Below are 26,436 nucleotides of genomic sequence, written 5' to 3' on the forward strand. Positions count from 1 at the left end.
CCGGCCCGACGTGCCGACGGCTCGCGGACCGGCAGCACGCAAGATGCACCTACTATGTCTCTACGTATTAGACGCCGAAAACTGGACTGCCCGGTCTCACAACTCGGCCGACGGATACCGCTCCCAAGACTGAGCGGAGACAGCCCAGAGATCGTGATCGCGGCGCCTACCACCGACGCTGAGATAGCTGACCATCGTGCCTTCACGCACCAACCCGATCCCGCGAACCAATCGACTCGAGTTGACATTGTCCACATCTATCGGCGCAGTGACGCGCGCGAGATCCAGTTCATCGAAGGCATACCCGACGATCAGACGCCCCGCCGCCGCACCGATGCCGCGCCCGGACAGTCGAGAGTCGACCCAGATACTGAGTTCGCCACGCTTGTCGTGAGGCTGTATCCACAGGTCGCATTGTCCCGCGAATCGGCCACCGACCTCGATGACCGTGCGCACGATACGGTCGGCCTTCGCCTCCGCTCTCGACCATAGCCACTCGTGAATCCACACCCGCTCGCGGTGGCGCGATTCCCAGCTCCGCTCGTCGGTCAGCCAGAACGGCTCGATCGCCGAACGGTCGGCGATTCGGATCGCGCGCCAGGTAGACGCGTCGGACAGTCGCGGAGGGCGCAGAATCACCGGCTCACCACTGGAGGTTCGGCCGACAAGAATGACACGACGCGGAGTGCGTAGCGAGGTGACCACGAGACGGAGTACACGCGATGCGCAATAGCGCGCCACCGCGACCACCATCACCAACGCCGGTCTACACCTCGACACGACGCTCCGACGAAGGCTGCCCGCGCGCACTCCCGTTTGAGCTGGCAACCCGTCGGAAGTTGCAGATGCGGGACGCCGATTCACGCGAACGGGGCTGCTGCAAGATCGGGTGACAGTGGTTAAGCAGCCTGTCGGGCTGCTGGGGACATGATGGTTTCGAATTCGATCGGGGTCAACCGGCCGAGCCGAGCTTGTCGGCGCCGACGGTGATAGGTGCGTTCGATCCAGGTGACGATGGCGATCCGGAGCTGATCGTGGGTTTCCCCAGCGCTGCCGGTCCAACACGTTGCGTTGCAGCAGGCTGAAGAAGCTTTCCATGGCGGCGTTGTCGCCGGCCGCGCCGACGCGCCCCATCGATCCGACCATACGGTGACGGTTGAGCGTGTGCACGAATCTCCTTGACCTGAACTGAGATCCGCGATCGGTGTGCAGAATGCAACCGGCCACATCACCTCGCCGGGCGACAGCATTGTTCACCGCGGTCACCGCCAGCCGGGACTTCATTCGTGAATCGATCGAATAGCCGATGATCCGGTTGGAGAACACGTCTTTGACCGCACACAAATACAGCTTGCCTTCACCGGTGCGATGTTCGGTGATGTCGCTGAGCCACAAACGATTTGGTGCGTCGCTGCGGAAGTTCCGCTGCACCAGATCATCGTGGACAGGCGGCCCTGGTTTGGCGTTCTTGCCGCGCCGGGACTTGCCGAACGCGCTCCACCACCGATTGCTCGAGCAGATCCGCCACGCGGTCCGCTCGGCCATCGTCTCACCGGCTTCGTGGGCCTCGTCGGCGAGAAACCGGTAGCCGAATTCGGGGTCGTCGCGGTGCGCATCGAACAACGCATTGGCTCGATACGCCTCGGCGACCTCGGCGGCGGTCACCGGATCGGCCAGCCACCGATAGTAGGGCTGGCGAGCGAGCTGCAGCACCCGGCACGTCACCGCCACGGGGATCCCGTCGGCGGCAAGCTCTTTCACGAGCGGGTAGAGCCTTTTCCCGGTATCTGAGCCTGGGACAAATAGGCAGCCGCGCGCCGCAGGACCTCGTTCTCCTGCTCCAGCAACCGGATCCGGCGGCGGGCATCACGCAATTCGGCGGACTCGCTGCGAGTGGTTCCCGGCTTGTTCCCGTCGTCGACGTCGGCTTGGCGCATCCACTTCGACAACGTCATCGGATGGACGCCGAAATCGGCCGCGATCTGGTCGAGGGTCACCCCGTCGTCGCGGTTGCGGGCGACCCTGACCACGTCGTCGCGGAACTCTTTCGGATACGGCTTGGGCACTGTGACATCCTCTCAGGCCCGCCTCCCGGCAAGCCATCTCGATTGTCACCTACACCTGCAGCAGCCCCGAACCTATCCCGGGTCACGCGTGACTGCATCTTCGTTGTGCCTCACCCGCAGGCACAACGTAGATGGGAGCGCGATAGGATAGGTCGCGGCCGGACAGCATCGCTAGATCGGGTAGGAATCCGCGATGACCAGGCGTTTTCCGGTTGCCCATGTTTTGTGTGTCCTGCCGGGGGCGCCAACCTGCGCATCATTTGCGCAGGTCAGGGCCGTTTGGACGAGATCGAGATGCTAGAGAGCGAGGAAAACCCCAGGTGACGGGTCGCAGGTTGGCGCCCTAGGGGGGTTAGCTGACAGCTAACGACACGCCGACGGAATCCGGCGACACGCCGGAGGTCCGATTTGTCAGACGGCAGCGTAGATCGGTGGCACAACATGAGAATGACCGAGAACACAGCGCCACCCGATCCGAACGCCTCCAACGAATCCCGACAGCGGCGTCCGCCACTCGAAGCGGTCTGCGAGATACTGATTGCCAAAGACCGAGACAGCGAGCAGTTAGCACGGCAGCAGGCTGAAGCTCTCCTCGACGTCCTGCGATGGCATGCCACACAACGCCCATCATCTCCGTAATCCGCTGGCCGACATCCGCATATTCGCTGCGCACCGACAAGCGAGATTCGGTTGAGATCTCGCTGAGCGGCCGCATACGAACCGAGTCAGTGTGACGAACGACTTGTCGGCCGACACTACGCTCGCCCGAATCACCTGACGTCAGCGTCATCGTCACGATGGGCCTGCGATTCCGTGGACATGCTTGTGTGCTGGGACTTCTCCGGTTCCGGGCCCACCGGCGGGGCCGCCGGTTTCGCTACCCGGGCACCAACAGCCGATCACGTGGATACCGTTGTCTACGTGCGTGATCTGCTCGGTGGTTCGGCGACGGCGGTCGCGCTCGCGCTGGGCTGTTACGGTGCCGGATCAATGGTGGTGGCCTGACGCTCGTGCCCCTCACCCAAGAAACACGGCCTAGCGGCCAGCTACGCCTCGCACGGGCGCTGCTCCGTCTGCGCAGGTGAGTGCGCCTGCGATGTCGAAATAGCGTGGGCTGATCCGTCGAGCTCGCTGGCGCGCGTGATCGATGCGATCACTTCGTCGGCGGCCAGTTTGGTGTCGCCGTCAGTTCGAGCCTCGCGCCCTGGTTGTCGTGGCGCGAGGCTCGATTGGGTTGACCGTGTGCGGGGCCTTGTCAGGCGCGCGTCGGCAGCAGCTCGGCGACGAGGGCTTCGACGCGGGTCTTGATCTCGTCGCGGATCGGCCGCACGGACTCGACTCCCTTGCCTGCGGGGTCTTCCAGGACCCAGTCCCGGTAGCTGACGCCCGGGAAGGCCGGGCAGGTGTCGCCGCACCCCATTGTGATCACGACGTCGGAGGTTTCTACCGCGTCGTAGGTGAGGATCTTCGGGGTCTGGTCGGAGATGTCGATACCGAGTTCGGCCATCGCCTCCACTGCGGACGGGTTGATCGTCTCGGCAGGGGCGCTCCCGGCGGAGCGGACTTCGATCGAGTCGCCGGCGAGGTGGGTGAGGAATCCGGCGGCCATCTGGGAGCGTCCGGCGTTGTGGACGCAGACGAACAACACGCTGGGCTGGGTGCTCATGTGGGGCAATGCCTTTCAGTTGGCGGGGAGGTCGAGTTCGGTGAGCAGGAGCCGGACGCGGGTTTCGATCTCGTCCCGGATGGGTCGGATGGCGGTGATGTCGAGTTCGGCGGGGTCGTCGAGGTCCCATTCCTCGTAGCGGCGTCCGGGGTAGAGCGGGCAGGCGTCGCCGCAGCCCATAGTGATGACGACGTCGGCGGCTTGGATGATTTCCTCGGTCCACGGTTTGGGGAACTCGGCGGTGATGTCGATGCCGACCTCGGCCATCGCGGCGATGGCGGCGGGGTTGATCTCGTCACCGGGTTCACTGCCGCCGGACCAGGCCACCGCCCGGTCCCCGGCGAGATGGGTGAAGAACCCGAGGGCCATTTGGGAGCGTCCGGCGTTGTGGGTGCACAGGAACAGCACTGTGGGAGTGCCGGTGTGGGCTTTGCCTTCGACGCGGGCCAGGGCGTGCAGGCGTTGGCGGGCGAAGCGTTCGGCCAGCAGCGGCAGAAAGTTGATGACGGTCGCGCGTCCGGCGAACTGGTCGTAGGAGGAGTGCAGGAACCGTTCGATGGTCTCGACGCCGAAGGTGCCGTCGAACTCGCGCTGCAGGTGCGTGGCGGCGGTTTTCAGGGCGAGTTGCTGGTCGATGGTCAGGTCGTGGCGGGTGTGGGTGGGCGCGAGTGGGCTGTCGCTCATGATGTGGTCCGTTGCTCGGCGGGTGTGGTGAGTTCGGTGAGCAGGTTGTTGACGCGGGCGGCGATGTCGTCGCGGACCAAGCGCATGCGCTCGATGCCGTCGATGCCGCGTTTGGAGGGTTCGTCGGTGTCCCAGTTGACGAGCCGCACCCCGTCGACCGGGTCGATGTGTGCTTCCCGCCCGAGCGTGACGACCACGTCGACTGAGCGCAGTAGGGCCGGGTCGATCGGTTTCGGGATCTCGGCGCTGATGTCGACACCGACTTCGCGCAGCGTTTCGGCGGAGAGTGCGTTGATGGTGGTGCCGGGTGCGGTTCCGGCGGAATGGACCTGCACGCGGTCACCGGCGACGGCTCGCATCAGCCCGGCCGCCATTTGCGATTTGCCGCCGTTCTTCACACAGACGAACAGCACGGACGGGGTGGTGCTCACCGCGGTGTCACCTCATCGGTTGTCGCGGCGCCGGTGCGCTGGGTTGGCTGGAATCGTTTCCGCAGGGCGAGGGACACATAGACCAGCGCCACGAGGACGGGGACCTCGATGAGCGGGCCGACGACTCCGGCCAGGGCTTGGCCGGAGGTGGCGCCGTAGGTGGCGATAGCGACGGCGATGGCGAGTTCGAAGTTGTTGCCCGCAGCGGTGAACGCAAGGGTGGTGGTGCGTTCGTAGCCCAGGCCCAGGGCCGCGCCCATCGCGTAGCCGCCGCCCCACATGATCGCGAAGTAGGCCAACAGGGGGATCGCGATGCGGATGACGTCGAGGGGGTGGGAGGTGATCTGCTCACCTTGCAGGGCGAACAGGATCACGATGGTGAACAGCAGCCCGTAGAGCGCCCACGGCCCGATCTTGGGCAGGAAGCTGGATTCGTACCATTCGCGGCCCTTGGCACGTTCACCGAAGCGGCGGGTAAGGAACCCAGCCAGCAGCGGGATACCGAGGAAGATCAGCACCGATTTCGCGATCTGCCACGGTGAGGTGTCGATGGTTGTCTGTTCCAGGCCGAGCCAGCCCGGCAGGACCGAGAGGTAGAACCAGCCCAGGACGGCGAACATGATCACCTGGAACACCGAGTTCAACGCGACCAGCACGGCAGCGGCCTCACGGTCACCGCAGGCGAGGTCGTTCCAGATGATGACCATCGCGATGCAACGGGCCAGCCCGACGATGATCAGTCCGGTCCGGTACTCGGGCAGAGCCGGCAGCAACAGCCACGCCAGGGCGAACATCAAGGCCGGGCCGAGGATCCAGTTCAGCACCAGGGAGCTGATCAGGAGTTTGCGGTCGCCGGTGACGGTGTCGAGTCGGTCGTAGCGGACCTTCGCCAGGACCGGGTACATCATGATGAGCAGGCCGATTGCGATCGGTAGCGAGATGCCGTCGATCTCCACGGCCGAGAGGGCGTCGCCGAGACCGGGAATCATCCGGCCCAGCAACAGCCCGGCGATCATGGCGACGCCGATCCAGACCGGCAGGAACCGGTCGAGAGTCGACAGCTTGCCGACGACGGCGGGGTGCTCGGTGGTGGTCGTGCTCATGCGGTGACTCCGATCGCGGTGCCGCTTTCGACGAGCAGAACTTCCGACAGTCGTTGCAGGGCTTCGGGGACGACCCGGTAGTACACCCAGGAGGCGCGGCGTTCGCTGTCGAGCAGACCGGCTTCGCGCAGCACCTTGAGGTGATGGGAGATCGTGGGCTGGGTCAACTCGATCCCGGCCGACAGGTCGCACACGCAGGCTTCCTGGCCTTCACGGGAGGCGATGGTGCTCAGCAGGCGCAGCCGGACCGGATCCGACAGTGCTTTGAACACGCTCGCCAGCTCGACGGCGTGAGGCTCGGACAGGGGCTCACGCACCAGTGGCGCGGCGGAGCACGCCTGCACAGGCGTCACCACCAACTTCGACTTCGACATACGCCAATATTGACCGATATCAATATGGTGAGGCAAGCAAACAGCCGGTGAACGCCAGGGACGAGCCCTACCGCATAGGCGAGCGGCGCTCGAGCAGGACGGTGTCGTGCCAGACGCCGTCGCGTTGGGCGATGCGTTCGCGGACGCCGACGGTGCGGTATCCGGCGCTGTGGTGCAGGGCCAGTGAGGCGCGGTTGTCGGTGAAGATCGAGGTCTGCAACGTCCACAAGCCGTCGTCGTCGGCGGCGAGGACCTGCTTGTGCAGCAGTGCCTTGCCCACGCCGCGTCCACGGTGAGAGTTCGCGACGTAGACCGAGGTCTCGGCGACACCGGCGTAGCAGTCGCGGCTCGATACCGGGGTGGCGGCGGTCCAGCCGACGATCCGTCCGTCGATCTCGGCGACCCATCGGTGGGCGGGCAGCCAGTGCTTGTCGAGGTGGGCGCGGGTGGGGACTTCGGTCTCGAAGGTGGCGATGCCGGTGGCGATCCCCTCACCGTAGATGCGCCGCACGTCAGCCCAATCCCTGGGCTCCAGGGCGCGGATGGTGACGTCGACGGGCAGGTCGGCGGGGCAGCACGGACGCGGGGCGAGCAGGCCCATCACCGCGTCGGCGGCGTGCGGCAGTCCGGCGCAGCATGCCTCGTTGACGGTGACGATGGTCGCGGCACCTTCCTTGTGCAGGCGCACGAATCCCACGTCGGCGAGCTTGCGGACGTGATGGGAGGTCGTGGACTGACTCGTGCCCAGGATCTCGGTCAACGCGCCGACCGTGATCCCTTTCGGGGTCGTGGCCACCGCGTGAAGTAGTCGCACCCGCACCGGTTCGGCCAGGCAGGCGAACCACTCGGCGTAGGTGGTGGCTTCGCCGGTCGGCAGGACCTGGGCTTGGGGCAGAGCGATGGGCATGCGGCCAGTATATCGACGTAGATCGATGGTTGCTTTCATCGATGCCAGTCGATACTCTCGGCCGTAGTTAATCGATCTGTATCGATGAAAGAAGGTTCGTCATGAACTCCCTGCCCGTAGTTGTCGTCGGAGCTGGGCCGGTCGGTCTGGCTGCCGCTGCCGAGCTGTCCCGCCGTGAGCTGCCGTTTTTGCTGCTCGAACGCGGTGAGCACGCCGGTGCCGCTGTCGCGCAGTGGCATCACGTGCGGGTGTTCTCGCGCTGGGCCGAGCTGATCGCCCCGGCCGCACGCCCGCTGCTCGACGGTGCGGGCTGGTCCGAACCCGACCTCGAGGGCTACCCGACCGGCGCGGAGTGGGTCGAGCACTACCTGCGCCCGCTCGGCGCAGCACTCGGCGATTCGGTCCGGTTCAACACCGAGGTGACCGGTGTCGCGCGTCGAGGCCGCGACCGGGTCGTGGACGCCGGACGCGACAGCGAACCGTTGACCGTGCACGTGCGTAGCGCGCACGGGCGCGAGGAACGAATCATCGCCCGCGCGGTTATCGACACCTCCGGCACCTGGACGACACCGAACCCGCTCGGCGGAGACGGGCTGCCCGCCATCGGCGAAGCCGCTGCGGCACAATGTATTTCCTACCGTGTGCCCGACCTCACCGACCCTGATATCGCGGCCCGCCACGCAGGCCGTCACGTGGTCGTCGCCGGAAGTGGGCACTCCGCGCTCACGGCGTTGATCGTGCTCGCCGAACTGGCCGGCGAGCACCCGGGGACTCGCATCACGTGGCTGCTGCGTCGGGGCACGATCGGATCGACCTTCGGTGGCGGACAAGCCGACGAACTGCCCGCTCGCGGCGCCCTCGGGTTGCGCGCTCAGGCAGCGGTCGAGGCCGGACACATCAACGTGGTCACCGGATTCCGCACCGAGACCGTCGAACACGCCGACCAGGGCCAGCTCACGCTCATCCCCGCCGAAGGCGACCCCGTCACCGATGTCGACGAAGTGATCGTGCTGACCGGGTTCCGCCCGGACCTGTCCTGGCTGTCGGAAATCCGTCTCGACCTCGACGCCACGTTGCAGGCTCCGACGAAGCTGGCGCCGTTGATCGACCCGAACGCGCATTCCTGTGGCACGGTCTACCCGCACGGAGTCACCGAACTGTCCCACCCCGAACCCGGCGTGTTCCTGGCCGGGATGAAGAGCTACGGCCGCGCGCCGACGTTCTTGGCGATGACCGGATACGAGCAGGTCCGCTCCATCGTCGCCGCCCTCGCCGGAGACCACGAAGCCGCGCAGCGAGTCGAACTCACCCTGCCCGACACCGGGGTCTGCGGCGGATCCGGCTTGTTCGACGCCCCCGCCGAAGAATCCACGGGCGGATGCTGCGGGGCCCCGACCGCAGTGCAGGAGCTGACCCTCAGCGTCCCGACCGCGATCCAGGAACTGCCCCTGACCTCTTCGCCTGCGCGCTGATCCACTGCGATGCAGGTTGTTTCGATATCAGCGGCACCCGCCGCGACCGGGTTGCGGCGGGTGCTGGTGGTCTTGTGCGTCACCGAGATCACCAGCTGGGGAATCCTGTTCTACGCCTTCCCGGTCCTGCTCGGAGCCATCGCCACCGACACCGGTTGGTCGGCCACCGCGCTGACAGCGGTGTTCTCGGCCGGACAACTCCTCACCGCGCTCACCGGCATCCTCGTCGGCCGTCGCCTGGACCGCCACGGACCCCGCATTGTGATGACCGCAGGCTCGGCGCTCGCGGTCACGGCACTGATCGTCGTGGCCACCGCGCAAACCCTGACAGCGTTTCTGCTGGGCTGGGCGCTGGCCGGGATCTCGATGGGTGCGGTGCTGTATCCCCCGGCGTTCGCGGCGCTGACCCGCTGGTACGGGCCCGACCGGGTGAAAGCGCTGACCGTGCTGACCCTCGCAGGTGGGCTGGCCTCCACCGTCTTCGCACCCTTGACCGCAGCCCTGGCAACCAGGTTCGACTGGCGCGCAACCTATCTGATCCTCGCCGCGATCCTCGCGGTCGTGACGATCCCGGGCCATTGGTTCGGATTGCGATTGGTCTGGCCGACCCGGCCCGAAGAAGGCACCGAACACGCCCACCTGGGCAACCCCGGCAGCATCGCGCGCAGCCGGGCATTCATCACCCTGGCGATCGCGTTGAGCGTCACCGGATTCGCGTCCTTCGCGGTCGTGGTCACCCTCGTGCCGTTGATGACCGAGCGCGGGATCTCCACCACCACCGCAGCACTCGCTCTCGGACTGGGCGGACTCGGGCAGGTCGTGAGCCGGATCGGCTACAGCGCCTTCGCCGACCGAACCAGTGTGCGCACCCGCACCGCAATCATCCTGATCGCGATCGCCGCCACCACGATGCTGCTCGGAATCTTCACCACCGCAGCAGCACTGACCGTCGCCGCGATCCTGTCGGGTATGGCACGCGGGGTGTTCACCCTGCTGCAAGCCACCGCGATCACCGATCGGTGGGGTTCGGCCCACTACGGGCAACTCACTGGGCTCGTCTCCGCACCGATGACCATCACCATCGCCTCAGCACCGTTCGTGGCCACCGCCCTGGCCGCGAACCTGGGCGGCTATCCCGCCACGTTCCTGATCCTGGGCACAGCCGCCGCCCTCGCCGCGGCACTGTCGCTGACCACCATCCCGAAACACTCACCGAAAGAACAACACTCATGATCGACGCAATCGTCATCGGCGCAGGACAATCCGGACTCACCGCCGCCCGCGCGCTCACCGACCACCACCTGACCCCAGTCGTGCTCGAGGCCGGGCCCGACCCCGTCGGGTCCTGGTCGCACTACTACGACAGCCTCACCCTGTTCTCACCCGCCCAACACTCCAGCATGCCCGGTCTGGGCTTCCCCGCCGAGCCCGACCACTACCCGCATCGTGACGAGGTCGTCGACTACCTGCGCCGCTACGCGAAAACCCTCGACGCCGACATCCGCACCAACACCACCGTCACCACCGTCGAGTCCCACCCCGACCAAGGATTCGTCGTCCACACCGGCGACGGCCAACAACTCCACACCGCCGGAATCGTTTCCGCCACAGGCTCCTTCGGTAACCCCTATGTGCCCGAACTGCCCGGAGGAGACAAATTCCAAGGCACCGTCCTGCACGCCGCCGACTACCGGCGCCCCGAGCACTACTCGGGTCAACGCGTCATCGTCGTCGGCGCGGGCAACTCCGCCGTGCAAATCGCCTACGAACTCGCCGACCACGCCACCGTCACCCTCGCCACCCACAACCCGATCAACTTCTTGCCCCAACACCGCGACGGACACGACATCCACCACTGGCTCGTCTCTACCGGATTCGACCAACTCCCACCCGAATGGCTCATCCGCTACGTCGGCGGCACCCTCGTCATGGACACCGGCGACTACCAACACGCCCTCACAACCGGGCGCATGGACCGCCGACCCATGTTCACCAGCTTCGACACCGACGCCATCGTCTGGGCTGACGGCACTCGCGAACCGGTCGACACAGTGCTCTTCGCCACCGGTTACCGACCCAACCTCGGCTACCTCACCGAGCTCGGCGCCCTCGCTGACGGATACCCACTCCACAACGCCGGTATATCCACCACACACCCCGGCCTCGCCTACGTCGGGCTCGAGTTCCAGCGGACGTTCTCCTCCAACACGCTGCGCGGCGTCCACCGCGACGCCGAACACGTCACCACCGCGCTGGCCGCTCACATCAACCGGGCACCGGCGAAAGTCGGTCTGTAAGCCTCCCAGCGCTAGGCGTCCGGGTGTCGCCTACCAGCAACACCCGGGCTATAGTCGAACATGTGTGCGAATCCACGCGACCATACGTGAGGCTCGGTGTCTGGACAGAGCCCTCGCCGCGGTTCTGCCCCAACGGCCACCGCCTCGGCGCAGGACGAGCAGTCGTCGCCGCAATGCCGTGTCGGCGCGTCGGCGGCCACCACCGCGCACACACCTGCCTCGCCTGCGGCGCGACCACCTACAGTCCGCCCGCGCACACCGACTGCGAACACTGACCGCCTCACGCCAGAAGTTCTACTGACGGACGGTTCGGCACCACGGCGACCGGGCGCATCATGGCGACCAGGACGACAGACAGCCCGCAGGCGGCTCACGGGCAGCGCCGCTAAGGCTCCCTACTTGGCGGGCCAGACGCAGTTCCACTAACCGCACGGCGTGGTGATGGTCGAACATGGATTCGATCGAGCAGTGTGTGGCACTGGATAGCGTCGATGCAAACGTTCTTCGCAAGTGGGGTTCAGCTTGGCTTGACTTCACTCACGCCGACTCGGTTCTGCTAGCACGCCGCAGTATCCCAGCGACTGCTCCGAACCTCTTCTTGCGCCGAGTCCTGTGCGAGTCGGCAGTAGTCAGCTACCGCCGGGTCGGGCAAGGCCAACAGCGACGATAGACCGACCTCAGCGCGCTGTTTGCCGAGTGACGACTGAACTGTCCGGACAGAGCGGGCCGATCGACACCGGAACCGTCCAGAGTCGATCGGCCCGCCGTGATTGCGGGAGCCGTCCTGCTGTCACATGGGACAGCAAGGGCCCATCATGCTGCACATCCAGTCACAGATCATCTTCAGCGGGTTCACGTAAATCACCTCCCTGGGTTGCGTGTTCGGACTCGTCGGCCGCGCGATCGGTGGATTGATACGGTGCCGTCGTCGTGGTTCCCAGAGCTGCCAAGACAATCTCGGCTGACCGGTGGACCACAGCGATGCTAAACGTTCCATTAGGATGGAAGGTCAAGTCGTGCAAGCGGCTGGCGATCGGTTGATCGGGCTATTGGGTGCCGACGGATTGGTGCTTGCCAGGGCGGCGCCGGTTGCGCCGTGCTGGCTTGGAATTGGGCGAATGTAATGAGGCCAGGGTCGTCACGAGTCGACCGTTGCGGTGTAGCCGAGTTCGGCGATGGCTGCGATGACATCGCCGGGGGTGGCGTAGTCGAGGTCGACGGTGGTGCGGTTGTGCCTCCGGGAAGTGCGGGTCTCGCGCACACCAGGCAGGTCTTGCAGGGTGTCGTCGATGAGCAATGCGCAGCTGCCGCAGTGCATGCCGTCGACCCGGAAGGTGTGTGTGCCCATAGGTTTTCGATCCCTTCTCAAGCAATGGTGAGGGTGCCGGAGTACATGCCCATGCCGCAGGTGTAGTCCAGGCGGCCGGGTCGAAGAATCCCGAGGTCGATACGGGTCTCGCCGGTGGTCGGCAGGACTTTCTGGATGTCGAGGCTCGGTATGACCAGCGACCGGATGCAGCCCTGGGTGCCGTTGGTCTTGACCACCAGGGTGGTCGGTACACCGGGCTTCGCTGCGACGTTGTCCGGTGTGTAGGCGCCGGTGCGGGCGGTGATCGTCACGACCTGCGCGCCGTCTGCGACGGTAGCGGCGGAGGCATCGGCCACCGGCTGGCTCGCGCCGAACGCCTCGGCGATACGCCCAGCGGCCAACGGTGAACCGGCGAGTTCGAGTCCACCGTTGAGGGTGTAGAACCCCATCCCGAGCACCACCAGTCCGGTCGCTACCGCCAGCCCGGCATCACCGAGAAACAGCGCGTACAGCGACCAACCGAACGCGGCCAGCACGCCCACCGAGATGAGAGTGTCCATGGTCGCGGCGGCGTGACGCAGGTTCGTCCACGCCGCTTGGTGGAACGGCCAGGCGCCCCACACGACTATCGGCGCCGCCAGGGTGAGCGGCAGCCACTGCCCAGTTGGTGAACTGCAACGGTGGCACCATTGCCATCGCTACCACCGGCACCGCCAACGCCAACGCCACCGACACTCGCATTCGCTGGCGCAGTGAGCGAGTGTCGGTGTCGTATGTCTCGGTCTCATAGGAGGTTTCGCTATCAGGACCTCGCACCGGGTGTGGAATTCGTGCGGTGTACCCGGTGGCTTCGATCACCTCGATCACGTCGGCGTCTGCGGTGTCGGAATCGATCTCGACACGGGCCTTCTCGGTGGCGAAGTTGACGGTGGCCACGACACTGTCCATCGTATTGAGCCGCCGCTCGATTCTGGTCGCGCACGACGCGCACGTCATCCCGCCGATAGCGACTTCCAACCGCCGCGGCGCGGCAGCCGCGTCCTCGGCCGGTAGGGGTCCGCTCGACGCGGGCATCACCGGCACCGCGACGAGCACCAGCACGTCATCCCGCATACTGCACACTCGAGCTCGTTCACGCCGACCTCCATCCATCCACACGCCTCCCGCTTGGCAATCCCATCCTGAACCTTCCAGTAAGATGGAATGTCAAGGGGCCGGATCCGAGGGAGTATGCGATGAAGATCGGTGAACTGGCTGCAGCGGGCGGAGTCACGACAAAAACGATCCGGTTCTACGAGGGCGAGGGCTTGATGCCTGAACCGGGCCGCACTCCTACCGGCTACCGCGACTACAGCTCCGAGCACCTGGCCCGGTTGCAGTTCATCCGCCGGGCGCAAGCGGCGGGGCTGAGTCTGCGCGAAGCAGGTCAGATCCTGTCTGTCCACGACCGCGGCGAACAACCCTGCGGCCATGTCCAAGCGATCCTCAGCGAGCGCCTCGACCAGGTCCGGGCCCAAATCGCCGAACTCATCACCCTCGAAGCCCACCTGCAAACACTGCTGGACACTTCCCGTACCGACCAGCCCACCAGCCACGACGACTCCACAGTCTGCTGGATCATCGAATCCAACGTCTCGGTGTCGAACGACCAACCGCTCGATGCCGACCCGTTCGGTCATGTGAGCGAAGCGGGCTCAACTCCTCCAGGTGGTGGAGTTGGCAGGTGAGTTGTTCTCGCTCATCGAAGTTGGCCACCAGACGGCGTGCGGGCAGTCGGTGGCTCGCCACTGAGTCGCCGCGGCGTCATATCGGCAGCACGACCGCGGTGACGAATTCGTTGCGCAGCCAGCCGATGAACACCGCCCACACACCGCTGACCAGCGCCGCACCCACCAGGATCAGCATGACACCACCGGCGATTTGAATAGTCCTGGAATGTCGGCGCAACCAACCGACACCGCGCAAGGCCTTCGCGGAGCCGAAGCCGAGAACGATGAACGGTGATCCGAGTCCGACGCAGTAGGCAACGATCAGCGCCACGCCGCGCGCGGCGGTCGTGCCTTCGGTTCCGGCGGCGACCGAGAGGACTCCCGCAAGAGTCGGCCCCAGACAGGGCGTCCACCCCAACCCGAACACTCCCCCGAGCAAGGGCGCTCCGGCAAGCGAGGATATCCGCAACGGGGCGAAGCGGGTGTCCTTCTGCAGCGCCGGGATGAGCCCGACAAAGGTCAGACCCATCACTATCGTGACCACACCACCGATGCGCTGGAGCAGATCCTCGTTGATCCGCAACGCTCCGATCACCCCGAACACCGACGCGGTGGCAAGGACGAACACCACGGTGAATCCGGCGACGAACAACGCCGCCGCACCGGCCACCCGCCAGCGGTCTGCGCCCGAGCCCGGCTCATCGGCACCGCCGGGTGAGGTGCTGGCGCCGGAAACACCAGCGAGGTAAGACAGATACCCGGGCACCAGCGGGACAACACACGGCGACGCGAACGAGACCAGCCCGGCGAGTATGCAGGCGGCGAGCGCGAGCAGCAGTGGCCCGGTCGCGGCGGCGGTCTGAAAACTGGTGCCTATCCCCTGGGCGAGCGCCGTCATCGTCGCGCCGCCACACGCTCGATCACCGGTTGCAGATCCTCTGCCAGCAGGGCACGCAGGAACACGGCCGCTACCCGGTGCTGCCGATCCAGAATCAAAGTGGACGGGATGACGCTGGTGGGATAGCTGCCGCCGAGCGCGATCAGCGTCCGCATCGAGGGGTCATAAATCGACGGATAGCCGACTTTGTAGTCGATGACGAAATCCTGGGCTTTGTCACGCTGCGGATCACGGACATTTATCCCCAGAAACTGCACTCCCATGTCCTTGGTGGCCGCATATACGCGTTCGAGGTCGTCGGCTTCAGCACGGCACGGCCCACACCATTGACCCCACAGGTTGATCACCACCACCTGCCCGGCGTAGTCGGCCACGGACACAACCTTGTCTTCGGCCATGAGGTCGGGCCCCGACAGGGCCCCGATCTGCCCGCGAGCCTCCGGCGGATCGTAGAAGATGTCTGTCTGCCCGCCCGGTGAAACGAAGTCGAACGTGCCACCACCAGTCGCGACCGAATCGGAGCCCGCAGCGCAACCGGTCACGGCGATCACCGAGCAGATGCCAAGGGCGAGCACGGCGATAAACTGGGATCGCCGAACGTGTGTTGGGGTGGGTCGTGCGGTCGTTCGCGTGCCTTGTCGCTGGATCATCGGGTCATCTCACTGATCGCGGCCCGAATCTGGGCGGGGTTGTCGAATACAGCGGGTGTAGTGATGCGCGCGACCGAACCATCCTGCTGGACAAGGAAACTCAGCGGCAGCACCGGGGGCGCGGACAATGCCCCGCGCACGTCGCCGGAATCGACGAATGACGGATAGTCGGTGCCCAGGGCTGTCAGTAGATCCAGGGCAGCGACGGGGTTGTCTTGCACGTTGATCCCCACGACGCGAACCGAACCGGGCTCGTTCGCGTACGCATCGAGCACGGGAATCTCTTCCCGACACGGCCCGCACCAAGATGCCCAGAGATTGATCAAGGTCGGCTCGCCGGTCAGCGCGGCGCCGAGGTCGACGGTGTCGGTCGACCCGAGACACCGCGCCGAGACACCGCGCAAGTCGGCGTCGGCCTGCGGCGCTACGGCGGTAGTCGGGCAACGCCGCAGCTGTGCCAAGCCCGCGTGACCCACCTCGGGAGCGTTTGCGGCGGAGCCGGTGACTGCATCCGCCGAAACACCCGGTTGCCCGGATCGGGTCTGCGACGAAGTCGATCGCGGCCAGATCGCCACGATCAACGCGACAATTACCAACAGGCCAACGACCACCCCACGAGCACCCGGCTGCACGCGCGACAACTTCTCCATCACCACCACCTGTCTACTATGCATCGTAGTAGACAGGTGGGTGGCACGGACCGGCGCCCACGTTCACAACAGCGTGCTCCAGTAGCTCCAGAAGCGGATGCCGATCAACGACACGATCGTGAGAGACCAGACGGTGACAACGACGCCGTGGTAATCGGCCGTGACGTCGGCCAGTCGCCGGCCAGCGGCGGGGACAGGCAGATCACCCACCACGAGGTTGCGCAGGGTGACGTAGCCGAAGATCGGGATCGTCACTGCCCACACCACCATGCAGTACGGGCACAGGGCCCCGATGCTGTATAGCGTGTGGTAGATCAACCAGTGCACGAACACGACACCGAAGCTGACACCGGCCTGTAGTCCCAGCCAGAACCAGCGCTGGAACCGTGCTCCGGACAGCAGCCCGGCACCCACAGTGGTGACCACCGCGAACCCGGCGATCCCCAGCACAGAATTGGGGAGACCGAACGCCGCCGCCTGCGGGCTGTCCATGACCGACCCGCAGGACACGATGGGGTTCAGACTGCAGCTCGGCACATAGGCGGGATCCCGCAGTCGCGCCATCTTCTCCACTGTGAGCACACTCGCAGCCACCGTGCCGAGGAGACCACCGATCAGCAACAGCCAGGGCAGCAGCCGCGGGAACGGGTCCCGATAGTCCCTTCTCCGAGTCGGCGTGGCGATGCTTGCCTCACTTGGCGAGTGCGGCATCGATGGCCTCGATGAAGTCTTCGGCGGAGCGCGGTTGGAGTTTGACACCGTCGAGGAAGAAGGTGGGCGTTCCCTGCACACCGAGGGTTCGGCCGTCGGCGACGTCGTCCTTGATTCGTTGCAGGGTGGCAGGATCGCTGTAGGCGGAGTCCCATTGCGTCATGTTCAACCCGAGCTCGCTGGCGAAGCCACGGAAGACGTCGTCCTTCGGAACGCGCTGCTCGGCCCACTCGGACTGTGTTTCATACATCTTCTTGTACATCGCCTCGAACGCACCCTGCCCGGCGGCGGCCTCCACTGCACGTGCCGCGCGTTCGGCGTTGAAGTGCGACGGGATCGGGAAGTAGCGCACGACGAATGTCACTCGCCCGCTGTAGGTTTCGCGAAGTTGCTCGACGAAGGGAAACGCTGCGCCGCAGGCCTCGCATTCGAAGTCGAGAAATTCCACCAGCGTGACCTTGCCGTCGCCGACGGGACCGACCCGATGACTGTTGTCGCGGACGAGCACGCTCTGAATGTCGGCCCCCGCGTCGGGCTGGTCCTTCTCGGAGCCGGAGTTGATCGCGACGATCACGGCGGCCACCGCGACGAAGACTGCAACGATCACTGCCGAGATCATCAAGTTTCGCGTTCGGCGAGAGGCTCGTTTGTCCGGGGTTGACGTGTTCATACGCTGGGCCTCGCCAGCCTTGCTCTGCCTTTGCGGCATGTCGGTTCCTTACTGTTTTCCGAAAGCGGGAATGTCGGACGGGTCTCGGTGCGCGCGGTTTCCCGCCATAGAGGGCGCATCCGATGCCGACGACAGAGGCCGCTCGCTATGGATGACGGTGATGGGCAGTTTGCCGTGCGTCGAACACGACACGGCCGCGTCAAGCAGTTGCCCCGAATGGTGCGTCGGCGGTGCCGACTGCGGATGCCGACAACACGCGGACGCACCGAGAGAAGGCCTGCTCCTATGTGCGCAACACGCAGAGCATGGCCAAGCTGTGCGCGTGGCAGCGCCGCTGAATGTTGCGCGGGCGCGGCCCCGCGCGTGCCGGTACAACAAGGATCGGACGGGCGCGGGCCTGCCGAGCCACGGCGAACAACACGCTCAGGAGCAGAATCACACACAGCCCGAGCACTCCGACCGGAGCCTCCGGCCCCAACACGGCGCCGGCGAGAAGATCAGCGCCAGCGTCGAGGTCGCCCGCCACTTCCGACGCTGACGGCGCAGAAGTGCCCTCATCGCTGACAGCAGCTGACGACACATTGATGGTCGCGCACCGCATGTCATGACCAAAGGCGCGAACCTCATCCGCGCACGGTGAAGTCTGCATCATCGCCAGTCCCACCAGAGCTGCCAACACCGCGGTCAACCGCGCGAGTCCCACTCGCACAGCTACACCGCAACGCCTGCTCTGCACGCCGCCAGGGTAATAGATGATCCGAAACCGCCCAGACGACCGGGCCGACGACTACTCGCGACAGACGACTGCTCAATCAGCGGGCTTTTGCGCCAGAACCCGGAAGGTGACCCCACCGCGGCCGGTGCGACGTGATTCGGAAATCACGAATCCGGCGGCTTCCAGGTAGGGAATCGGGTCACGCAGCAGATGGTCGGCCCCGAACCTGACGCTGATCGGCTCGATCAAGCGCATGAAGAGCCGAGCCGGTGCTGAGGTGGATGGTCCGTGCTCAGCGAGCACGAAAACCCCACCCGGGACCAGCGCCCGGTACGCCTGCGCACAGGCACGTCCCGGGTCGGGAATGGTGCAGAAAGTGTAGGTCGATACCACCGTATCGACGCTCGAGTCAGCAACATCGAGGTCCTGCACGTCACCCAGACGGAGCTGCACCGCGAGATCCTGGCGGTGCGGACGCTGTCGAGCGATATCGAGGACACCTTGGGAGACGTCGACGCCGATGACCCGTTCCACCTCGCTGCCATAGCGGGGCAAGTTCAACCCAGTGCCTACGGCAAGTTCAAGGACCCGTCCCCTGGCATGACCCACGGCCCAACCACGCGCGTCACCGAGCATAAATCGCTCGAACGCGCCGATCTGGCGGTCATAACGTGTGGCGTTTCTGTCGAAAACCGCGGCGATGCGGTCGATGCTCGGCTGCTGCATGATGCCTCTGTTCGGTGGTCCGTCGGGTGAGTCCCAGTCTGCGCTGCATCTCCAACAGTCACTATCGGGAAAACCCCTGAACTCTCTAGGTAGCGGCTTGGTGCCGCCAGCGCGTCCAGGTCCCGCGGGGTCGGCGTGGGGCTGATCTGGTCACAGACCCGAGTCCGTCGGTCGGGTTGCGGCGAACACTCGGCCCAGGCGGCGTGAGCGCTCAATGATCGGCGTCCACGTCGTCGCTTTCGTTGAGCACGGTCGTGCATAAGTGCCGCAGTCGCACCGTATGCGGGCCGTCGTAGGCAGCAGCGAGCAGCAACCAGCAGGGCACCCACGCGAACGGGCACGCCGGATCAAGATGCAGGTCGATTTCGGCAGCGATACAGCCCAGTCCCCGGCGGTGGCTCGCATGAACTCGACGATGCCCATGAGGCTGCAGTTGGTTGCCGCGAGTAGGGGGCGGGATGCGCCCGCCAATACCCCCTCGGGTATCTTCGTCTCGACACGAGGTATACCCCCTAGGGTATTTACGAAAGGTGGAATGGTGGACACGAAACTCGCTGTCACCGAACCCGCTCACCACGGCACCGGGCACTCCGGTGCGCTGGGCCGGTGGGGTGCGTTCATGGCTGGCCACACCAAGGCGGTGATCGGGGTGTGGTTGCTGGTGCTGATCGCACTCGGAGCCGCCGCGCCTAGCGTGTTCACCTCTCTGGCCGGGGCGGGATGGCAGGCCAACGGCTCGGAATCGGTACGCGCACGCGAACTGGCCCAGCGACACTTCGGCGGCAATTCCTCGGCCGCGGTGCAGGTGGTGATCCATTCCGAGGCCGCCAGGATCGGCGATCCGGCGATGACCCGTACGGTCGAGCAGGTCACCGCGGTGTTCGCCGGTGACAAGCGGATCGCGCAGGTGATCGCCCCGCAGCCCGGATTCACGATCAGCCCTGATGAGCACACCGGAATCGTGATCGCGGGCGCAAACGCCTCCACCGACGACATGGTCAAGGCCGTCGACGAACACAAGGACGCGTTGAGCGCGCTGTCCCAGGACGGGATCGAGGTCTACCCGACCGGGGCCTCGGCGTTGTGGAGCGATTTCAACGTCGCCAACCACGACGCGATGATCAAGGCCGAGATGTACTCGTGGCCGGTCACTTTGGCGATCATGGTGCTCGCGTTCGGGTCACTGGTCGCTGCCGGGCTGCCGTTGCTGCTGACCCTGGCGGGCCTGGTCGCCTCCGCGGGTGGGCTGGTGTTGCTGAACCAGATCACCCCGATCTCGGTGTGGGCGATGAACTTCGCCATGATGTTCGCCCTGGCCCTGGGCATCGACTACGCGTTGTTCCTGGTCGCGCGCTTCCGCGACGCCCTGGCCCGCACGGGCGATCCCCGCGCCGCGGTCGCCGAGACCATGGACACCGCCGGCAAGGCGGTCCTGCTCTCGGGGTTGACGGTTCTGGTGAGCTTGTCGGCGGTGCTGATCGTGCCCGCCCCCGCGGTGCGGACCATGGCCGTGGGGATCATGCTCGCGGTGGTGTTCGTGCTGGCCGCGACCCTGACCCTGCTGCCCGCCGCGCTCGGAGCGCTCGGTGGCAAGGTCAACGCTGCGGCGTTGCCGTACGCGCGCCGTCAGCAGCACCGCTCCCCGGTGTTCGCACGCTGGGGTCAGATCCTGCACAAGCACCCGTGGCCCCTCGCTGCGGTGGCGCTGACCATCCTGATCGGGTTGGCGATACCGATGTTCGGGCTCAAGACCGCGATGCCCTCGATCACGGTGGTGCCCGCCGAGGCCCCCGTGCGCCAAGGCTATGAACTGATTCAGCAGCAGTTCGGACCTGGAGCCCCGGGCATGCTCTCGATCATCGCTCCCGCCGCCGAGGCCGAGACCACCGCGACCATCGCGCGCGCCAGCGACGGCATCCTCATGCTCACCCCACCCCAGCCCGCCGCCGACGGCGCCGACCTGGTGATGATGCAGGCGATGCCCGCGGTGGATCCGTCCGCACCGCAGATGGCCCAGATCCTGGACCGTCTGCGCGCCGATCTACCCGAGAACGCCGTCGTTGGTGGTGCGGCGGCGGAGAACCTCGACCTGCAACAAGCCCTGAACGACTACCTGCCCATCGTGGTGGCGGTCATCCTGATCCTGGGGTTCGTGCTGTTGCTGATCGCGTTGCGGGCTCCGCTGATCGCGGCCCTGGGCACCCTGGTCAGCTTGCTCTCGACCGCGGCCGCGTTCGGGGTGGCCAAGCTGATCTTCCAGGACGGGCACGGTGCCGGGCTGCTCGGTTTCACCCCGCAAGGGTTCCTGGACGGGTGGGGGCCGGTGTTCTTCTTCGCGATGATCTTCGCCATAGCCATGGACTACACGGTGTTCCTGTTGGCTACCGCCAAGGAGCATTACGAACGCACCGGCGACCCACACGCCGCGCACCTGGACGGGCTGGCGCATTCCGGGCGGGTCATTTTCGCCGCCGCGGCGGTGATGGTGGCGGTGTTCTTCACCTTCGCCCTGGCCGAGCCGCTGCCGCCGAAGGAGATGGGCATCATCCTGGGTGTGGCGGTGCTGCTCGACGCGCTGCTGGTTCGACTGGTATTGCTGCCGGTGATCCTGCGCCTGACCGGGCACGCGGCCTGGTGGAGCCCGGCGTGGTTGCACCGGGTTCTGCCCGCCATCAGCTTCGCCCACCACTGACCCAGCGACACCGACCCCTCTCCCGGATCCTCACTTCAGATACCCCTGGGGGTATTGTGGGGTGAGGATCCGAGAAAGGGACACATCATGATCGGCAACGACGACGAAATCGCGCAGGTCCTCAACCGGCTGCGCCGCGCGCAAGGCCAACTGGCCGGGGTGATCGCCATGATCGAGGCCGGGCGCGACTGCAAGGACGTGGTCACCCAACTCGCCGCGGTCTCCAAAGCCCTCGACCGCGCCGGATTCAAGATCGTCGCCACCGGTCTGCGCGAATGCCTCACCGAAACCCCCGACGGTGAGCGCGCACCCCTCAGCATCGAGGAACTGGAAAAACTCTTCCTCGCCCTGGCCTGACCCCCAACACACGCCCGGGGTCTGGCACTCACCGAAAGGACTCCCGCCGATGGCACTGCCACCGCGACCGCGCGAATGGACCATCACCCGCCTCGTCCCGGCCCTGGCCGGAACCCTGGTCCTGCTCAGCGCACTGCTGAGCACGACCCTGTCGCCCTGGTGGTTGATCCTGACCGCCTTGGTCGGGGCGAATCTGCTGCTCTACAGCGCGATGGGCTGGTGCCCGGCCACCCTGGTGATGCGCCGGTTCGGCCTCGCCGACACGTCCTGCCCAACCCCTACCGCCTGACCACTCGTCTCGGATCGGAGCACATGATGGACCTAGCCCTCTCGACGAGCCTGCACACCACCTTCGACGACGCAATCGAACGCACCCGAACCGCGCTGGCCGAGCAAGGATTCGGCATCCTCACCGAGATCGACATGCAAGCCACCCTCAAAGCCAAACTCGGCCACGACATGGAGGACTACCGCATCCTCGGCGCCTGCAACCCGCCCCTGGCCCACCGCGCGGTCGAGACCAACCGCCAGATCGGACTCCTGCTGCCCTGCAACGTGGTGGTCCGCCGCGACCGGACCGACCCCGACACCATCATCGTCGAAGCCATGAACCCTCAACTGATGGTCCAGGTGACCGACCAACCCGCCTTCGACACCGTCGCCGACGAGGCCACCACCCGGCTGCACGCAGCACTGGCCGCGCTGGACTCGACCCGGACCTGACACCTCGCCCAACCCACCGCGGCCAAACGAGTCGCCCGTATCGAGACACCGCCTGACCGGGTGGCTACCGGATCAGCTCGACTCCAGCAACGCGGCGAGATCAGGCGGAGTGGTCATGGTTTGGCGCAATCCGACATCGGCACGGCCGGTGTTGCCTTCCGGGGCGAGCCCGGCCAGCGACCCTGGTGCGGCGAGGATGATCCGGATGACCTGCCCGAAGGCTTCGCGCCGGTCGCGTTGACGTACCGCCAGGGCGAACATGGCGACGTGGTTGGCGGTGTGCAGCCAGGGATCGGGTTGGGACAGGATGTGGGCGCGTTCGAGATGGCTCCAGCGTCGTGCCAGGTCGGTCGTGGTGTTCGCGGCCTGCATCTCTTCGTGGTAGCGGGCACGGGCAGCGTCGGGAATCTTCGCCATGGGGGTGCTCCTTCGTGTTGAGCTGAGCGTCAGGCTTTCTTCGCCTGTTCGGCGGCGCCGAGCACAGCCGTCGCCTCCGGGCTGGGCTGGACGGTGCCGTGACGGGTGAAGGGTTCGGCGAGTTGGGCGAGGTAGCCACTGGGGTAGTCGGGTTTGGCTGCCATGCCGAGGTCTGCGCTGGAGAACCGTCGGTGCGGGTCGTAGCTGTAGGTGCGCAGCAGGTGATCCCAGATCAGGGTGAACAACCCGAAGTTGACGTCACCGATACCTGCCCATTTGAGGTGGTGGAAACGGTGGCCTTCGTTGAGCGCCAGAACGTATCTGAGCGGGCCGACGCGATAGTCGGCGTTGGAGTGTTGCAGCAACAGTTGCACCGCCACCGCTAGCGATAATGCCGCCGCGACCGGGACCGGGATCCCGACCAGCAGGAGCGGTGTGACTCCGGCGGTCATCTCGACGGTTTGGTGCAGCGGGTGTTTCATGAGGCCGTTGAGGCCGTAGAACCGTTGCACGCTGTGGTGTACGGCGTGGAATCGCCACAGGATCGCGATCTTGTGGCTGGCGTAGTGAGCCAGGGTGATACCGAAGTCGGCGACGAGTATCGCGATCAGCACCTGGACAATGAAAGGCCAACTGCCAGGCCAGATCCCGTCACCAGGAATCAGCGCGGCCAGTGCGGGGATGGCGGCGACGCTGCCCAGGATGAGGGTTTCGTTGACGAAGCCGTGTGCGGTGTCGCGGCCGGTATCACCGTGGGAGGTGTTCCAGTCCGCCCGGTACGGCAGAAGCGCTTCGGCGGTGAACGACACCGCCACCGCGATCCCGAGTAAGGCGAGCAGCCACAGTTTGTTGGCACCGGCGGCGGCCAGGGCGACACCGGCACCGTTGATGCCGAGCAGCATCAACGGCGCATAGCCGAAGCGGACGAGGGCAGAGATGAGCGTGGACACGGATTCAGCTTCGCGCCCAGGCAGTAGGTCGGGCTTGAAGAAATCAGCTGACTCTCCGCGCCGGTGACGTCTCATCGATCAAGCGGATGCCCCGGGTGTCGCACCGAAGTATGGCTACACCCTGGCTACAGTCTCAAGTAACACTTCATTCTTTGAGGTGGCTGTGGCTGGTGTGATCGATGGTGCCGGTTCGGACGCATGATCCGGGCCCGCCATCGTGGTTTCTACTGACGTAGGAGTATTCGTGCCGAACTACACCCGCAAACGAAGCTATGTGCTTCCCCTGGTCGCGGTCGCTGTGGTCGCGGCGCCGGTCGCGGCCGGTTTCCTCGGTGGTGACGGACAGTACCGGTTCTCCAACGACAGTGAAACCGATCGGCTCCGGCCTACTGCGACGACCCAGGTCGGGTTGGCTGGGGCGCCGAGGGTCGTGTTGCCGTTGCGCGAGCTGGCCGGCATGCAGTTACCGGACCTGAAGGTCGCGGATCTTCGGCTCGTGCCCGGCGCCCCGCCGCTGCCGGAGGGTTCCCGGGTCGGGCCGATCGGGTTCGTCACCGACGAGGGGGCTGCGCCGATCTCGGCGCGGACTCCGGCGTTGGATCCAGGTGTGGTGCCCGAGCACTTGGCAGATCGGGTCGGTGCTCAGGTCACCGAGCTCACCAACGGGAGTCATTTCAGCATGGTCGGGTTGACCGCGCCGGATCTCGCGGGTGTCACCACGATGGTGCGGGCCCGCCAACTCGACAGTTCCTGGGGTCCGTGGTTCGAGGCCGGGACCGACGACAGTGTTTCGGCTCGCCGCCCCGGTCCGGGGCGCATGCAGGGTAGCGAACCGGTCTATGTCGGTGACACCGACGCGGTGCAAATCCTGAGCACGCGCAAGCTAACCGACACAGCGGAGCCCGGATCACGGGGACCGGCCCCGGTCGCGGGCCCGGACCATCTCGGTCCCGCAGTCCCGCAGATGAGCGCGGTGTTGCTCGATCCCGGCCGTAGTGAGGAGAACCTGTCGGCGATCGCGGCACCGCTGGCTGGTGGCGGGCCACGGGTGATCAGCCGCGCGCAGTGGGGCGCCGACGAATCGATCCGGTGTGAGGATCCGACCTACGACGACGGCCTGGGCGGGATCGTGGTGCATCACACCGCGGGCCGCAACGACTACAGCAAGGCCGAGTCCGCGGCGATCGTGCGCGGGATCTACGCCTACCACGCCGAAACGTTGGGCTGGTGCGATATCGGCTACCACGCACTGGTGGACAAATACGGCCAGATCTTCGAAGGCCATTTCGGCGGTTTGGACGAGCCAGTGCAGGGCGCGCACACCGGTGGTTTCAACGAAAACACCGCTGGAGTGGCGTTCATGGGCAATCACGAATCCGAGGACCCGACCCAGGCGGCGATCACCGCGATGGGTCAGTTCGTCGGATGGCGTGCTCGCGTCGCGGGTTTGGATCCGCGGGGGACCACCACGATGATCTCCGAGGGCACCGAGTTCACTCCGTATGGCGAGGGTGAACAGGTGCAGTTACCGGTGGTGTTCTCTCATCGCGATGTCGGTAACACCACCTGCGCCGGGGATGCCGCCTATGCGCTGATGGACCGTATCCGTTCGATCGCTGCGGGTGTGGGTTCGGGTGCGGGGCCGAGACAGGCTTCGGTGCCGGTGCCCGCGCAACCCGATCCTGATGTTGATGCCGACGTGTCGGCGCTGGCGGCGTTGACGGGCAAGCTGTTGGATCTGGTCGACCACAATATGTTGGCTCGGCGTTGGGTCGATGCCGGTGGACCGCAGGGGCGGCTGGGGTTGGCCGCCTCGGAGCCGGTGCCCACCGCCGAGGGCGGGCAGTATGCCAGGTTCGTCAACGGTTACCTGTTCCAAGCCCCCGACGGTCAGGTCTATGAAGTCGCCGGGCGCATCGGGCAACGGTTCGCCCAGCTCGGCGGGGACAACGGCGTGCTGGGCACGCCGCGCAGCAACGAGTACCCGGTCCCGGGTGGCGTGCGGGTCGATTTCGGTCGCGGGTCGTTGGTGTTCAACGAGGCGACCGGTGTCGTCACCACACTGGGGCTGCCCCAGCCAGGTTCCGATCATCCGAGGCCGCCGGCCACTCCCACGCCGGCAACAGCAGACACTCCACCAGCACCTGCACCGCTACCGGCAGAGCCCGCACAGGTTCCGGCTCCGGCGCTGGCTGATACGCCAGAAGTTGGGCCCGGCGAGGTGCCGGCGGCCGGACCGTGAGGTAGTTCGCGCGCTGC

General features: G+C 66.0%; 27 protein-coding genes and 1 pseudogene. 9 read left to right on the forward strand and 19 right to left on the reverse strand.

Features of this window, described 5'->3' with window-relative positions:
* Window positions 1–96: 96 nt before the first annotated feature.
* From CRM89_RS10360 to CRM89_RS10395, 8 genes and pseudogenes are all read right to left on the reverse strand, one after another.
* Window positions 97–753 (reverse strand): GNAT family N-acetyltransferase, encoded by a 657-nt coding sequence (locus tag CRM89_RS10360; protein ID WP_098083855.1) that lies wholly within the window; start codon window positions 751–753, stop codon window positions 97–99.
* 146 nt (window positions 754–899) lie between these two features.
* Window positions 900–2,066, reverse strand: a pseudogene (locus CRM89_RS10365) (IS3 family transposase).
* A gap of 1,255 nt (window positions 2,067–3,321) precedes the next feature.
* Window positions 3,322–3,732, reverse strand: a complete 411-nt coding sequence (locus CRM89_RS10370) for an arsenate reductase ArsC (protein ID WP_054811692.1) — start codon at window positions 3,730–3,732, stop codon at window positions 3,322–3,324.
* Between the two features lie 15 nt (window positions 3,733–3,747).
* Window positions 3,748–4,416, reverse strand: a complete 669-nt coding sequence (locus CRM89_RS10375) for an arsenate reductase ArsC (protein WP_086843866.1) — start codon at window positions 4,414–4,416, stop codon at window positions 3,748–3,750.
* Window positions 4,413–4,847, reverse strand: coding sequence for a low molecular weight phosphatase family protein (locus CRM89_RS10380; RefSeq protein WP_098083856.1), 435 nt, complete (start codon window positions 4,845–4,847; stop codon window positions 4,413–4,415). Before CRM89_RS10380 ends, CRM89_RS10375 begins: the two co-directional genes overlap by 4 nt.
* Window positions 4,844–5,950 carry an ACR3 family arsenite efflux transporter gene (arsB, locus tag CRM89_RS10385; protein WP_086843862.1) on the reverse strand — a complete coding sequence of 369 codons (1,107 nt, stop codon included), beginning with the start codon at window positions 5,948–5,950 and terminating at the stop codon, window positions 4,844–4,846. Before arsB ends, CRM89_RS10380 begins: the two co-directional genes overlap by 4 nt.
* Window positions 5,947–6,324: a helix-turn-helix transcriptional regulator gene (locus CRM89_RS10390; protein ID WP_086843861.1), complete on the reverse strand. Its 378-nt coding sequence runs from the start codon at window positions 6,322–6,324 to the stop codon at window positions 5,947–5,949. The genes arsB and CRM89_RS10390 overlap by 4 nt, the downstream gene beginning before the upstream one ends.
* Window positions 6,325–6,391: 67 nt before the next feature.
* On the reverse strand, window positions 6,392–7,231 hold the full coding sequence (locus tag CRM89_RS10395; RefSeq protein ID WP_223518911.1) for a GNAT family N-acetyltransferase: 840 nt from the start codon (window positions 7,229–7,231) through the stop codon (window positions 6,392–6,394).
* A gap of 101 nt (window positions 7,232–7,332) precedes the next feature.
* Between CRM89_RS10395 and CRM89_RS10400 the strand changes: the two genes are divergently transcribed.
* Genes CRM89_RS10400 through CRM89_RS10410 form a run of 3 tightly spaced genes read left to right on the forward strand, consistent with a single transcriptional unit; the run spans window position 7,333 to window position 11,000 of the window.
* A complete protein-coding gene (locus tag CRM89_RS10400) occupies window positions 7,333–8,703 on the forward strand; it encodes an NAD(P)-binding domain-containing protein (RefSeq protein ID WP_086843858.1) in 1,371 nt (456 codons plus the stop codon).
* A 9-nt stretch (window positions 8,704–8,712) separates the two neighbouring features.
* Window positions 8,713–9,936 (forward strand): MFS transporter, encoded by a 1,224-nt coding sequence (locus CRM89_RS10405; RefSeq protein ID WP_086843856.1) that lies wholly within the window; start codon window positions 8,713–8,715, stop codon window positions 9,934–9,936.
* Window positions 9,933–11,000 (forward strand): NAD(P)/FAD-dependent oxidoreductase, encoded by a 1,068-nt coding sequence (locus tag CRM89_RS10410; RefSeq protein WP_086843854.1) that lies wholly within the window; start codon window positions 9,933–9,935, stop codon window positions 10,998–11,000. Before CRM89_RS10405 ends, CRM89_RS10410 begins: the two co-directional genes overlap by 4 nt.
* Window positions 11,001–12,138: 1,138 nt before the next feature.
* Here the strand turns inward: CRM89_RS10410 and CRM89_RS10415 are convergent.
* Genes CRM89_RS10415 through CRM89_RS31645 form a run of 3 tightly spaced genes read right to left on the reverse strand, consistent with a single transcriptional unit; the run spans window position 12,139 to window position 13,422 of the window.
* Window positions 12,139–12,348, reverse strand: coding sequence for a heavy-metal-associated domain-containing protein (locus CRM89_RS10415; protein WP_086843852.1), 210 nt, complete (start codon window positions 12,346–12,348; stop codon window positions 12,139–12,141).
* 17 nt (window positions 12,349–12,365) lie between these two features.
* Window positions 12,366–12,851 carry a cupredoxin domain-containing protein gene (locus tag CRM89_RS31640; protein WP_371391983.1) on the reverse strand — a complete coding sequence of 162 codons (486 nt, stop codon included), beginning with the start codon at window positions 12,849–12,851 and terminating at the stop codon, window positions 12,366–12,368.
* Entirely contained in the window at window positions 12,799–13,422 is a 624-nt protein-coding gene (locus CRM89_RS31645) for a cation transporter (RefSeq protein WP_371391984.1), read from the reverse strand. The genes CRM89_RS31640 and CRM89_RS31645 overlap by 53 nt, the downstream gene beginning before the upstream one ends.
* A gap of 122 nt (window positions 13,423–13,544) precedes the next feature.
* Here CRM89_RS31645 and CRM89_RS10425 point away from each other — a divergent pair, with 122 nt between their 5' ends.
* Window positions 13,545–14,036 carry a heavy metal-responsive transcriptional regulator gene (locus CRM89_RS10425; RefSeq protein ID WP_054811703.1) on the forward strand — a complete coding sequence of 164 codons (492 nt, stop codon included), beginning with the start codon at window positions 13,545–13,547 and terminating at the stop codon, window positions 14,034–14,036.
* A 76-nt stretch (window positions 14,037–14,112) separates the two neighbouring features.
* On the opposite strand, the gene CRM89_RS10430 is transcribed toward CRM89_RS10425, so the two are convergent.
* The 6 genes from CRM89_RS10430 to CRM89_RS10460 form a co-directional block, all read right to left on the reverse strand.
* Window positions 14,113–14,916 (reverse strand): cytochrome c biogenesis CcdA family protein, encoded by an 804-nt coding sequence (locus CRM89_RS10430; protein WP_067514643.1) that lies wholly within the window; start codon window positions 14,914–14,916, stop codon window positions 14,113–14,115.
* Window positions 14,913–15,566 carry a TlpA disulfide reductase family protein gene (locus CRM89_RS10435; RefSeq protein ID WP_086843850.1) on the reverse strand — a complete coding sequence of 218 codons (654 nt, stop codon included), beginning with the start codon at window positions 15,564–15,566 and terminating at the stop codon, window positions 14,913–14,915. The genes CRM89_RS10430 and CRM89_RS10435 overlap by 4 nt, the downstream gene beginning before the upstream one ends.
* Entirely contained in the window at window positions 15,563–16,216 is a 654-nt protein-coding gene (locus tag CRM89_RS10440) for a TlpA disulfide reductase family protein (protein ID WP_086843848.1), read from the reverse strand. Before CRM89_RS10440 ends, CRM89_RS10435 begins: the two co-directional genes overlap by 4 nt.
* 63 nt (window positions 16,217–16,279) lie before the next feature.
* A complete protein-coding gene (locus CRM89_RS10445) occupies window positions 16,280–16,837 on the reverse strand; it encodes a vitamin K epoxide reductase family protein (RefSeq protein WP_228787596.1) in 558 nt (185 codons plus the stop codon).
* A gap of 70 nt (window positions 16,838–16,907) precedes the next feature.
* A complete protein-coding gene (locus tag CRM89_RS10450; protein WP_172964619.1) occupies window positions 16,908–17,597 on the reverse strand; it encodes a thioredoxin domain-containing protein in 690 nt (229 codons plus the stop codon).
* An 808-nt stretch (window positions 17,598–18,405) separates the two neighbouring features.
* Window positions 18,406–19,038: a class I SAM-dependent methyltransferase gene (locus CRM89_RS10460; protein ID WP_098083858.1), complete on the reverse strand. Its 633-nt coding sequence runs from the start codon at window positions 19,036–19,038 to the stop codon at window positions 18,406–18,408.
* A 535-nt stretch (window positions 19,039–19,573) separates the two neighbouring features.
* Here CRM89_RS10460 and CRM89_RS10470 point away from each other — a divergent pair.
* The 4 genes from CRM89_RS10470 (at window position 19,574) to CRM89_RS10485 (ending at window position 22,810) form a co-directional block, all read left to right on the forward strand.
* Window positions 19,574–21,730: an MMPL family transporter gene (locus tag CRM89_RS10470; RefSeq protein ID WP_086843839.1), complete on the forward strand. Its 2,157-nt coding sequence runs from the start codon at window positions 19,574–19,576 to the stop codon at window positions 21,728–21,730.
* 87 nt (window positions 21,731–21,817) lie between these two features.
* Window positions 21,818–22,087 carry a metal-sensitive transcriptional regulator gene (locus CRM89_RS10475; RefSeq protein WP_054811710.1) on the forward strand — a complete coding sequence of 90 codons (270 nt, stop codon included), beginning with the start codon at window positions 21,818–21,820 and terminating at the stop codon, window positions 22,085–22,087.
* A gap of 49 nt (window positions 22,088–22,136) precedes the next feature.
* Window positions 22,137–22,376 (forward strand): DUF2892 domain-containing protein, encoded by a 240-nt coding sequence (locus CRM89_RS10480; protein WP_086843838.1) that lies wholly within the window; start codon window positions 22,137–22,139, stop codon window positions 22,374–22,376.
* A 26-nt stretch (window positions 22,377–22,402) separates the two neighbouring features.
* The gene (locus tag CRM89_RS10485) at window positions 22,403–22,810 is read left to right on the forward strand and encodes a DUF302 domain-containing protein (RefSeq protein ID WP_062986804.1); all 408 of its coding nucleotides are present in this window, start codon (window positions 22,403–22,405) and stop codon (window positions 22,808–22,810) included.
* 72 nt (window positions 22,811–22,882) lie between these two features.
* Here the strand turns inward: CRM89_RS10485 and CRM89_RS10490 are convergent, their stop codons facing one another.
* Both CRM89_RS10490 and CRM89_RS10495 read right to left on the reverse strand, forming a co-directional pair.
* The gene (locus CRM89_RS10490; RefSeq protein ID WP_086843835.1) at window positions 22,883–23,227 is read right to left on the reverse strand and encodes a DUF3703 domain-containing protein; all 345 of its coding nucleotides are present in this window, start codon (window positions 23,225–23,227) and stop codon (window positions 22,883–22,885) included.
* 29 nt (window positions 23,228–23,256) lie between these two features.
* A complete protein-coding gene (locus CRM89_RS10495) occupies window positions 23,257–24,129 on the reverse strand; it encodes a sterol desaturase family protein (protein ID WP_195013740.1) in 873 nt (290 codons plus the stop codon).
* Between the two features lie 292 nt (window positions 24,130–24,421).
* Here CRM89_RS10495 and CRM89_RS31650 point away from each other — a divergent pair, with 292 nt between their 5' ends.
* The gene (locus tag CRM89_RS31650) at window positions 24,422–26,419 is read left to right on the forward strand and encodes an N-acetylmuramoyl-L-alanine amidase (RefSeq protein ID WP_223518915.1); all 1,998 of its coding nucleotides are present in this window, start codon (window positions 24,422–24,424) and stop codon (window positions 26,417–26,419) included.
* Window positions 26,420–26,436: the final 17 nt, after the last annotated feature.

Origin of the sequence: Nocardia sp. FDAARGOS_372 (assembly GCF_002554515.1) — a bacterium.
GTDB lineage: Bacteria > Actinomycetota > Actinomycetes > Mycobacteriales > Mycobacteriaceae > Nocardia > Nocardia farcinica.

What these genes read in the sequence shown, in the direction of transcription:
- CRM89_RS10360 (WP_098083855.1), bottom strand. Translation starts at nt 753, where the DNA reads ATGGTGGTCGCGGTGGCGCGCTATTGCGCATCGCGTGTACTCCGTCTC.
- CRM89_RS10370 (WP_054811692.1), bottom strand. Translation starts at nt 3,732, where the DNA reads ATGAGCACCCAGCCCAGCGTGTTGTTCGTCTGCGTCCACAACGCCGGA.
- CRM89_RS10375 (WP_086843866.1), bottom strand. Translation starts at nt 4,416, where the DNA reads ATGAGCGACAGCCCACTCGCGCCCACCCACACCCGCCACGACCTGACC.
- arsB (WP_086843862.1), bottom strand. Translation starts at nt 5,950, where the DNA reads ATGAGCACGACCACCACCGAGCACCCCGCCGTCGTCGGCAAGCTGTCG.
- CRM89_RS10390 (WP_086843861.1), bottom strand. Translation starts at nt 6,324, where the DNA reads ATGTCGAAGTCGAAGTTGGTGGTGACGCCTGTGCAGGCGTGCTCCGCC.
- CRM89_RS10395 (WP_223518911.1), bottom strand. Translation starts at nt 7,231, where the DNA reads ATGCCCATCGCTCTGCCCCAAGCCCAGGTCCTGCCGACCGGCGAAGCC.
- CRM89_RS10400 (WP_086843858.1), top strand. Translation starts at nt 7,333, where the DNA reads ATGAACTCCCTGCCCGTAGTTGTCGTCGGAGCTGGGCCGGTCGGTCTG.
- CRM89_RS10405 (WP_086843856.1), top strand. Translation starts at nt 8,713, where the DNA reads ATGCAGGTTGTTTCGATATCAGCGGCACCCGCCGCGACCGGGTTGCGG.
- CRM89_RS10410 (WP_086843854.1), top strand. Translation starts at nt 9,933, where the DNA reads ATGATCGACGCAATCGTCATCGGCGCAGGACAATCCGGACTCACCGCC.
- CRM89_RS10415 (WP_086843852.1), bottom strand. Translation starts at nt 12,348, where the DNA reads ATGGGCACACACACCTTCCGGGTCGACGGCATGCACTGCGGCAGCTGC.
- CRM89_RS31645 (WP_371391984.1), bottom strand. Translation starts at nt 13,422, where the DNA reads ATGCGGGATGACGTGCTGGTGCTCGTCGCGGTGCCGGTGATGCCCGCG.
- CRM89_RS10425 (WP_054811703.1), top strand. Translation starts at nt 13,545, where the DNA reads ATGAAGATCGGTGAACTGGCTGCAGCGGGCGGAGTCACGACAAAAACG.
- CRM89_RS10430 (WP_067514643.1), bottom strand. Translation starts at nt 14,916, where the DNA reads ATGACGGCGCTCGCCCAGGGGATAGGCACCAGTTTTCAGACCGCCGCC.
- CRM89_RS10435 (WP_086843850.1), bottom strand. Translation starts at nt 15,566, where the DNA reads ATGATCCAGCGACAAGGCACGCGAACGACCGCACGACCCACCCCAACA.
- CRM89_RS10440 (WP_086843848.1), bottom strand. Translation starts at nt 16,216, where the DNA reads ATGGAGAAGTTGTCGCGCGTGCAGCCGGGTGCTCGTGGGGTGGTCGTT.
- CRM89_RS10450 (WP_172964619.1), bottom strand. Translation starts at nt 17,597, where the DNA reads ATGAACACGTCAACCCCGGACAAACGAGCCTCTCGCCGAACGCGAAAC.
- CRM89_RS10460 (WP_098083858.1), bottom strand. Translation starts at nt 19,038, where the DNA reads ATGCAGCAGCCGAGCATCGACCGCATCGCCGCGGTTTTCGACAGAAAC.
- CRM89_RS10470 (WP_086843839.1), top strand. Translation starts at nt 19,574, where the DNA reads ATGGTGGACACGAAACTCGCTGTCACCGAACCCGCTCACCACGGCACC.
- CRM89_RS10475 (WP_054811710.1), top strand. Translation starts at nt 21,818, where the DNA reads ATGATCGGCAACGACGACGAAATCGCGCAGGTCCTCAACCGGCTGCGC.
- CRM89_RS10480 (WP_086843838.1), top strand. Translation starts at nt 22,137, where the DNA reads ATGGCACTGCCACCGCGACCGCGCGAATGGACCATCACCCGCCTCGTC.
- CRM89_RS10485 (WP_062986804.1), top strand. Translation starts at nt 22,403, where the DNA reads ATGGACCTAGCCCTCTCGACGAGCCTGCACACCACCTTCGACGACGCA.
- CRM89_RS10490 (WP_086843835.1), bottom strand. Translation starts at nt 23,227, where the DNA reads ATGGCGAAGATTCCCGACGCTGCCCGTGCCCGCTACCACGAAGAGATG.
- CRM89_RS10495 (WP_195013740.1), bottom strand. Translation starts at nt 24,129, where the DNA reads ATGCTGCTCGGCATCAACGGTGCCGGTGTCGCCCTGGCCGCCGCCGGT.